The following is an 8,440-nucleotide window of genomic DNA, read 5'->3' as shown; positions in this document are numbered from 1 at the left end:
GATCAGGCCTTGCCTGATCTATAAAGGCACTGGCTTTTAACACGCTGTTGAGTTCTCAAGAAACGGACACCCACGCGCTCCGTCCGCGGCTTCCCGCGGCTTTCGCTCCGTGGCGACTCGCTTACTTTATCAGTTCCGCCCGGTCTGTCAATTCCCGGCCGATTCCGATTCCGCAGTTCCCGCCCGCTTTCGCGGCCGTTCCCTGCGGCACTTCTATTTCACCAGATCCGGACCGATTCGCAAAATCGAGCCTTTTCCGGTGCCCTCCCCCGACGGCGGGCACGGCGAAACCGCTTCCGCTGGATCGTTGGATGGTCCCCTCGGGCCGGCCGCCGTTCGGCGTCCCGCTCCCCGTGGGGCGAAGAGAACAGTATGCCCAGGGGAGGTCGGCGTCAAACCGACTGGCGAAACTCTCTCCGGCGCTGGTCCGGAACGTTCGCCCGGCGACTCTTCCGATGTCCCCTAGCTGGGCTTTTACCGTCGGAACGGGCGGTCTGCGCCACCCGTCACGGGAGACAACTCGAACTGGAGACGGTTTTGTTCCTCCGGGCCGTCCGCACCGGGACGGGCGCCGGCGGTCGGACGAGCGGACGACGGCGGGCGGTGCGTCAGTGCTTCGCGAGGAGGCCGCCGAAGAACAGGATCGCCTCGGCGGTCACCCAGAAGCCGATCGCGACGGTGAGGTTGCGGATCAGAAGGGGCGGACGGCGCCGGACGCCCGGCAGCAACCACGACATGAGACCGATGCCGCCACCGACGAAGGCGGCCGGTACGGAGAGCCACACATAACGGAGAAGCGCGTCCCCGCACTCGGCGTCGTGGGTGGGGGCCTCGCCGCAGAACGCGTCGTCGCTCCAGCCGCCGAACGCTGAGAACCCCCAGAGCGCGGCCAGGACGCAGGTGGCGACCGTCGGGATGGCCGGTGACAGCCACCGGCTGTTCGATCGTCCTGGCACGACCCGCACATGCGGAACGTACCCCGCGGTCGCGTCCCGGGGGAACCCCGCGCGTGCCGGCGGGGGCGAGACCATCCGGGACGGATTCCCCGACGGTTGCCCAGGCCCGGCACGGTCGCCGAACGGACGTCAGTCCGCGTTCAGACGAGTTCCTTGGACTCGTAGGCCATCAGGTCCAGCACGATCGCCGTGACGACGACGAGGACGCGCAGGTTCTCCGGCACTTCCTCGGTGAACTCGATGGCGTAGCGGTCGGCCGTGGTGAACAGTTCGGCGCGCAGGCCCGCCCACTTCTTGGTGATGCCGGCGAACCGGGTGCGGCCGTTGTCGACGACGGGGAAGCTGCGCAGCCGGAGGTCGCCCACGGCCTGGGCCAGTTCGTTCTCCTCCGCGTCGAGCAGGAAGTACTGGCGGCGGGTGGAGTTGGCGCGGACGGTCCCGACGCGGTCGCCGCGCACCACGTCGTCGCCCTCGTCGCCGGTGAGGGCCTGGTGGACGTGCGTGTGCCAGGCGTCCACCTTGTCGATGACGAAGCACGGCACGTCCGCGGCGTCCTTCAGGACGAGGGTCGCGTGGGTGCTCCGGACGGTCTGCGGGAGGGCCGCGCGGACCGCCTCGCGGCGGCTGCGGACCTGCTGGTCGGTGACGTAGGCGAGCAGGGTGCCCTGGTCGTCCACCACGTCGTAGCGCGTCTGCGTCTGCACGACCTTGCGCGGCTGCTCGACCCGCATGCTGGGAAGGTTGAAGAGATCGGTCACACCGCGATCCTGTCAAGCCCGGAGCGGACAGGTAACCCCGCGGCACCGGAGTCCGCCCATCCGGCCAGGTCACCCGATACAAGACGAAAGGGACGGTCCCGTGAACCGGGACCGTCCCCTGCGGTCGGGCGTCAGCGGTGCCGCCGCCCGGACTTCCGAGGTCGGATCAGAAGTCCATGCCGCCGTCGCCGCCCGGCATCGCCGGGGCCGGGTTCTTCTCCGGCTTCTCGGCGATGACGGCCTCGGTGGTGAGGAACAGCGCCGCGATGGACGCCGCGTTCTGCAGCGCGGAACGCGTCACCTTCGCCGGGTCGAGGATGCCCGCCTCGAACATGTTGACGTAGTCGCCGGTCGCGGCGTTGAGGCCCTCACCCGGGGTCAGGTTGCGGACCTTCTCCACCACGACGCCGCCCTCGAGACCCGCGTTGACCGCGATCTGCTTGAGCGGCTCCTCCAGCGCGCGCCGGACGATGTTGGCGCCGGTGGCCTCGTCGCCGGGCAGCTCCAGCTTGTCGAACGCCTTGGTGCCGGCCTGAAGCAGCGCCACGCCACCGCCGGGGACGATGCCCTCCTCGACGGCCGCCTTCGCGTTGCGAACGGCGTCCTCGATGCGGTGCTTGCGCTCCTTCAGCTCGACCTCGGTCGCCGCGCCGGCCTTGATGACGGCGACGCCGCCGGCCAGCTTGGCGAGGCGCTCCTGGAGCTTCTCGCGGTCGTAGTCGGAGTCGGTGCGGTCGATCTCGGTACGGATCTCGTTGACCCGGCCCGCGATCTCGTTGGCGTCACCGGCGCCGTCCACGATCGTGGTCTCGTCCTTGGCCACCACGACCTTGCGGGCGCGGCCCAGCATGTCGAGGCTGGTGTTCTCCAGCTTGAGGCCCACGTCCTCGGAGATCACCTGGCCGCCGGTCAGGATGGCGATGTCACCGAGCATGGCCTTGCGGCGGTCGCCGAAGCCCGGCGCCTTGACGGCGACGGACTTGAAGATCCCGCGGATCTTGTTGACGACCAGGGTGGCCAGGGCCTCGCCCTCGACGTCCTCGGCGATGATCAGCAGCGGCTTGCCGGACTGCATGACGCCCTCGAGGACGGGCAGCAGGTCCTTGTTGGCCGACGCCTTGCCCTGGACGATCAGGATGTACGGGTCGTCGAGGACCGCTTCCATCCGCTCGGGGTCGGTGACGAAGTAGGGCGAGATGTAGCCCTTGTCGAAGCGCATGCCCTCGGTGAGCTCGAGCTCGAGCCCGAAGGTGTTGCTCTCCTCGACGGTGATGACGCCTTCCTTGCCGACCTTGTCCATCGCCTCGGCGATCATCTCGCCGATCTGGGTGTCACCCGCGGAGATGGAGGCCGTGGAGGCGATCTGCTCCTTGGTCTCGACGTCCTTGGCCAGCTTGGAGAGCTCCTCGCTGACCCGCTCGACGGCCGCCTCGATGCCCCGCTTGAGGGACATCGGGTTGGCGCCGGCGGCGACGTTGCGCAGGCCCTCGCGAACGAGCGCCTGGGCGAGGACGGTCGCGGTGGTGGTGCCGTCACCCGCGACGTCGTCGGTCTTCTTGGCTACTTCCTTGACGAGCTCGGCGCCGATCTTCTCCCAGGCGTCCTCGAGCTCGATCTCCTTGGCGATGGACACACCGTCGTTGGTGATCGTGGGGGCGCCCCACTTCTTCTCCAGCACGACGTTGCGGCCCTTGGGACCAAGGGTCACCTTCACGGCATCAGCGAGCTGGTTCATGCCGCGCTCGAGGCCGCGCCGGGCCTCCTCGTCGAACGCGATCATCTTTGCAGCCATAGGCTCCAAGTCCTCCCGGAACAGGGTGGCCATAGACGGATCGAGCCGATGCCCGCGACGGACGGCCCCGGCCGACGACTGCCATTCCGCCGCCGATCACAAGGCCTCATCGCCCCGACCCAGACTGTGGAGTTGTCACTCTCCACAGCAGAGTGCCAACATTTGGTTTAGCACTCTACCCTGCCGAGTGCAAGCGTCCGAACATCTCCCGGGGGTTAGTCTCCGCAACCTCGGAGCTTGCGCCCCCACCAGCGGAACCGCCGTCCTGGCTGGTCTTCGGCGAGTGCGGCCGTGTCCCGCGATCCCCCACCGCCTGTCGACCACGGCGGGTACGTGTGCGGCGTGAGGATCAGGCCGGGTCTGGAAGGTCCTCGTCTGGTCCGAAGGGGCCGGCGAGGCAGGTCTCCCATGGCTCGAAGGGGGGATCGACCACGTAGGACGGGTCGCACACACTTCGGATGTACTCGGCCACCCGGTCGTAGGCGAGACCTTCGGTGACGCGCCCGTCCTCGTCGACCTCCAGGTGGTTCGTGTAGATCGTGAAGACCATCTCCAGCGTCGAGCCGTACTCGACCAGGGCCGGCCGGTAGTCGAAGTCCAGCAGCTCCAGGTCCAAGGTGCCGTTGCCGAGATAGAAGGCGAAGAGCCGCAGGCAGGAGCGGAGGTCCTCCGAGAGCTTGGCCATGCGCGCATCATGTCAGCGCGGAGCGATCACGGAACGGGCGTGCCTCCGCACGGTCTAGGGGTCTCCCGCTCGCAGAGGCGGCACGGGAGGGGCGGATCGCCGGGTGGCTGGTTCGGCGGAGGTTGCCCGTCGCGGCCGTCGCGCTACGTCGTGCTGGCGATGAGGTTCGAGGACTCTGACCCGGGGGTCACAGCCGAAACGCTCGGCCCGCTCGGCCGGGGTCGAGGCGAGGAACCGGGCGGTGCGGACGGCATTGCCGAATTCCTTGTGCGGCCACCTCTTGGACGTATTGCCAAGGCGCGCGGGCAGCGGGCTCTCCTATCGCCGAGATCGCGAATTATTACAAGGCTTCGGTGGAGCTTCGTCGGTCCGCATCAGGCCACCAAGAGCCCTGACCGCGCGAGTTCGGGGTGTTATTCAATGTGTATCGGCGCGCCAGATTCCGGAGAGGGCTTCTCAACCGAGGAGACGGTGTTCATGGCAACGTACAAAACGCAAATCCAGTGGGGCAGCCCCGGCGACCCCTGGCACGACGACCACGCGCTCGAGATCACCATCGCCAATCGCAACGCGGTGATCCCGGGCAACGGCCGTCCTCCGACCGGCACCACGGTCAGCTGGTCGGGCCCGCGGGGCAACGCGACCGTGACGTTCTTCGACGACGGCGCCAGCTTCTCCGGCACCGCCCAGTTCCCTGGTGAGGGCCCGGTCAGCTATCGCGGTCAGGCCACCTCGTAGCGGAACGGCGCGGGCCCGGCGGGGGACGCCCCGCCGGGCCCGCGATCAGCTTTCCGGCGCCGCGATTCTCCATCATGGGTCCCGAGTTCGGCGACGGTCTCCCATTTCAGTCACTCGGGAAATTGGTATCTGCGGCGAGAGTTTTCCGACGCGGTCATCGGCCGCACCGAGCCCGGTATTCGGGTACGCCTTAATGAAGTTCTGCCGGGCGCACCGGCGCCGGCCTCATGGGCGTGCGCATTTTTCCCGGCCGCCGTTGAGGCGAAACAGTGCGCCGGAGAAAGTCAGATGGCGCGGACGGCTTCGGCCTGAGGTCCGCGGTCGCTCTGGATGATTTCGAACTCGACCCGCTGGCCCTGTTCCAGGCTGCGGTAACCGTCCATCTGGATGGCCGAGTAGTGGACGAACACGTCCCGGCCGCCGTCCACCGCGATGAAGCCGTAGCCCTTGTCCGCGTTGAACCACTTGACTGTGCCCTGCGCCATACCGAACCCTGCCGAATCGTCCGCGGCCCGCATCCGCGGTGCGTTCCGGGTCCCGCCCCTGCTATCGCAGGACCCGTCGACCACCACGCGTGTCTCCATGGCCCCGTTCTGGAACGGAACAAGGCCGCGGCGGGGTCGACTCGGCGTGATGGGCCCGACCATATAGGCGGCCTGAATCGAACGACAGGCCCTAGGAGCGAAGTCCGGACGGCCGGTAATGGTCACCGTCGCGCGCGTGCACGAGGGGTAGGACCTCCTCCTCCAGACGGCGCGGCACGCGCTGCCCGTACCGGGTCTCCAGCCGGTCCCGCGCCCGGACGTAGCCGGTCACCGCCTCCTCCAGCGTCCTCGGGACGACCTGGACGCCGAGCGGGCGCAGCAGCTGCCCGCTCATCGTCAGCAGTTCGCCGCGGACCCGGTCGTCCATGCCCCGGTGGCGCTTGCTGACCAGCCACAGGATCCAATCCCAGAAGTGAGCGTCGACGGCCCTCAAGGTGTCCGGACCGACCCGCCAGGGGCCGGCCGGACGGCGTGGGACGTCCCGGAACAGCAGGTCCACCTTCACCGGGCCGGCGAACACCAGCAGGTAGCTCGCGCATTCGCCGAGCGGGTCCCACTGCGCCGCCACCGGATCGAACGGGGCGACGAGTCCGGGCAGGTCGGCGGCCACCTCCCCGAAGTCGTCCGCGGACACCGCGAAGTCCCAGTCCGATATTCGCGTCGCGGTCCCCCGCGCCCGCGACCCGACCAGTTCCACCCCCCGCACTGCCGGATGGGCGCGCAGCGCTCCGGCGACATCCTCCGCTATTCCCATGACCAAGCCTTTACCCGCCGTAGCAACACGAAAAGCCCTCCTCCGTCAAGAAAGAGGGCTTTCGGTGCCGCCGCCGTCAGCCGCCGGCGACGGCGGGGATGATGGAGATCTGCGTTCCGGCGGGCGTGGGGGTGTCCAGGCCCTCGGCGAAGCGGACGTCCTCGTCGCCGACGTAGACGTTGACGAAGCGGCGGATCCTGCCGTTGTCGTCCAGGATGCGGCCGGAGATGCCGGAGTAGGACGCCTCCAGGTCGGCGACCACGGCGCGCAGGGTGCCGCCTTCGGCGTCCACCTCCGACTCGCCGCCGGTGTAGGTCCGCAGGATGGTCGGGATGCGAACGGACACGGTGCTCATGGGGGCTCCTCTCAGGCGATCCCGGCCGCGCGGAACGCGTCCAGGCGGGGGGCGATGGTGGCGGTGGGGGCGACGACCGGCGCGACCGCGTCGAGGGTCTTCAGCCCGTCCCCGGAGTTGATGATCACGGTCTCGGCGGACGGGTCGAGCACGCCGGACTCGGTGAGCTTCTTCAGCACGCCGACGGTGACGCCGCCCGCGGTCTCGCCGAAGATCCCCTCGGTGGCGGCGAGCAGCCGGATGCCCTCGACGACCTGCTCGTCGGTGACGTCCTCGACCGTGCCGCCGGTGCGGCGGGCGACGTCCAGCACGTAGGTGCCGTCGGCCGGGTTGCCGATCGCGAGGGACTTGGCGATGGTGTCGGGCTTGACCGGGCGGAACACGTCCCAGCCCTGCTTGAACGCGTGCGCGACCGGGTCGCAGCCCGCGGCCTGCGCGCCGAACACGCGGTACGGCTTGTCTTCGACCAGGCCCAGCCTGACCAGCTCCTGGAACGCCTTGTCGATCTTGGTGAGCTGGGATCCGGAGGCGACCGGGACGACGATCTGGTCCGGCAGCCGCCAGCCGAGCTGCTCGGCGATCTCGTAGCCGAGCGTCTTGGACCCCTCGGCGTAGTACGGCCGGACGTTGACGTTCACGAACGCCCAGTCCTCCTGCTCGCCCGCGATCTCCGAGGCGAGCCGGTTGACGTCGTCGTAGTTGCCGTCCACGGTCACGAACGTGCCGCCGTACACGGCCGTCGTGATGATCTTCTGCGCCTCCAGGTCGGACGGCACGAACACCGCGCTGCGGATGCCGGCGCGGGCGGCGGCGGCCGCGACGGCGTTGGCCAGGTTCCCGGTGGACGGGCAGGCCAGCACCTTGAAGCCGTGCTCGCGGGCGGCGGCGAGCGCGACCGCGACCACGCGGTCCTTGAACGAGTGCGTCGGGTTGCCGCTGTCGTCCTTCACCCAGAGCCGTTCGAGCCCGAGCGTGGCGGCGAGGTGGTCGGCGCGGACGAGCCGGGTCAGGCCGGGCTCGGTGTTGGGCGTGTCCTCGATGTTGGACGGGACGGGCAGCAGCCCCTTGTACCGCCAGATGTTGCGCGGACCCGCCTCGATCGAGGCACGGGTGACGTCGCCGAAGTCGTAGGAGATCTCCAGCGGCCCGAAACACTCCTCGCACGCGTAGTGCGGTCCGAGGTCGCGGCTGTGGCCGCATTCGCGGCAGGTCAGCGCGGTGGCGGGTCCGAGATTCGTCGCAGACGTGAGCGCCATGAAGCGAGGCCCTTCTCCCCATCTTCCCTGCGCCACTTTGGTCGCAGGCCGGAGTTGGCACCACTTCCCGGTCGGCCTCGCGGGATTCGCGAGCGCGTACTAACCGGGTGGTTGCCGGGGCTTCGTAGGGCCGGTCCCTCCACCCCTCTGGATGAGCGTTATGAAGTTATGGGACGGGTTCTTTTCAGAACTCCGTGGCCCGAGATTACATGACTTGACCGGTTCTCGGACAGCGCCGTCTCGCCGGTTGAGACGTCCGAGGGGCGTGGCCTTGGTCACCTCGTGGTCATCTCACGGGCCTCCTTCCACGTCCGCGGGATCCGCGCAAGGGCCGGCCCGCGGGTGTCCGGAGGGAAGCACGCGGGTCCCTTTGATGTCCGGGCGCCCCGGCTGAGACGCTGCTCCCATGAGTCGAATCGTGGTGGCGTCCAACCGTGGTCCGGTGTCGTTCACCCGGACCGAGGACGGCGGGCTGGCCGCCCGGCGCGGCGGCGGCGGGCTGGTGTCGGGGCTGGCCGGCGTCGCGGCGGGCACGGAGGTGCTGTGGGTGTGCGCGGCGCTCGGCGACACCGACCGCGAGGCGGCGCGCGAGGCCCCGGAC

At 69.1% G+C, this 8,440-nt stretch carries 9 protein-coding genes, 1 pseudogene and 1 riboswitch; of the genes and pseudogenes, 2 read left to right on the top strand and 8 right to left on the bottom strand.

Going from position 1 to position 8,440, the window contains the following annotated elements; genetic code table 11:
* Positions 1 to 608: 608 nt before the first annotated feature.
* The 4 genes from AB0J52_RS18020 to AB0J52_RS18005 form a co-directional block, all read right to left on the bottom strand.
* Positions 609 to 956: a hypothetical protein gene (locus AB0J52_RS18020; RefSeq protein ID WP_500182726.1), complete on the bottom strand. Its 348-nt coding sequence runs from the start codon at positions 954 to 956 to the stop codon at positions 609 to 611.
* 140 nt (positions 957 to 1,096) lie between these two features.
* On the bottom strand, positions 1,097 to 1,714 hold the full coding sequence (locus AB0J52_RS18015) for a phospholipid scramblase-related protein (protein ID WP_500182725.1): 618 nt from the start codon (positions 1,712 to 1,714) through the stop codon (positions 1,097 to 1,099).
* Between the two features lie 166 nt (positions 1,715 to 1,880).
* On the bottom strand, positions 1,881 to 3,506 hold the full coding sequence (gene groL / locus AB0J52_RS18010; protein ID WP_500182724.1) for a chaperonin GroEL: 1,626 nt from the start codon (positions 3,504 to 3,506) through the stop codon (positions 1,881 to 1,883).
* A gap of 349 nt (positions 3,507 to 3,855) precedes the next feature.
* The gene (locus AB0J52_RS18005) at positions 3,856 to 4,191 is read right to left on the bottom strand and encodes a DUF7677 family protein (RefSeq protein WP_500182723.1); all 336 of its coding nucleotides are present in this window, start codon (positions 4,189 to 4,191) and stop codon (positions 3,856 to 3,858) included.
* Between the two features lie 477 nt (positions 4,192 to 4,668).
* Here AB0J52_RS18005 and AB0J52_RS18000 point away from each other — a divergent pair, with 477 nt between their 5' ends.
* Entirely contained in the window at positions 4,669 to 4,929 is a 261-nt protein-coding gene (locus AB0J52_RS18000; RefSeq protein ID WP_500182722.1) for a hypothetical protein, read from the top strand.
* Between the two features lie 284 nt (positions 4,930 to 5,213).
* Here AB0J52_RS18000 and AB0J52_RS17995 read toward each other — a convergent pair whose 3' ends face one another.
* The 4 genes from AB0J52_RS17995 to thrC form a co-directional block, all read right to left on the bottom strand.
* Complete coding sequence (locus AB0J52_RS17995) at positions 5,214 to 5,414, bottom strand: cold-shock protein (RefSeq protein ID WP_500182721.1); 201 nt, start codon at positions 5,412 to 5,414, stop codon at positions 5,214 to 5,216.
* A gap of 190 nt (positions 5,415 to 5,604) precedes the next feature.
* Positions 5,605 to 6,228: a nucleotidyltransferase domain-containing protein gene (locus AB0J52_RS17990; protein WP_500182720.1), complete on the bottom strand. Its 624-nt coding sequence runs from the start codon at positions 6,226 to 6,228 to the stop codon at positions 5,605 to 5,607.
* Between the two features lie 76 nt (positions 6,229 to 6,304).
* Positions 6,305 to 6,583 (bottom strand): MoaD/ThiS family protein, encoded by a 279-nt coding sequence (locus tag AB0J52_RS17985; RefSeq protein ID WP_500182719.1) that lies wholly within the window; start codon positions 6,581 to 6,583, stop codon positions 6,305 to 6,307.
* Between the two features lie 11 nt (positions 6,584 to 6,594).
* The gene (thrC, locus tag AB0J52_RS17980) at positions 6,595 to 7,839 is read right to left on the bottom strand and encodes a threonine synthase (protein WP_500182718.1); all 1,245 of its coding nucleotides are present in this window, start codon (positions 7,837 to 7,839) and stop codon (positions 6,595 to 6,597) included.
* A 15-nt stretch (positions 7,840 to 7,854) separates the two neighbouring features.
* Positions 7,855 to 7,997: riboswitch (SAM riboswitch) on the bottom strand.
* A gap of 248 nt (positions 7,998 to 8,245) precedes the next feature.
* Here thrC and AB0J52_RS17975 point away from each other — a divergent pair.
* Positions 8,246 to 8,440 (top strand): annotated as a pseudogene (locus AB0J52_RS17975) (trehalose-6-phosphate synthase); the annotation flags it as partial.

The sequence above is a fragment of the Spirillospora sp. NPDC049652 genome (genome assembly GCF_040675125.1).
In the GTDB taxonomy this organism is placed as follows: domain Bacteria; phylum Actinomycetota; class Actinomycetes; order Streptosporangiales; family Streptosporangiaceae; genus Spirillospora.
This window is presented reverse-complemented; position numbering and strand designations above follow the sequence as displayed.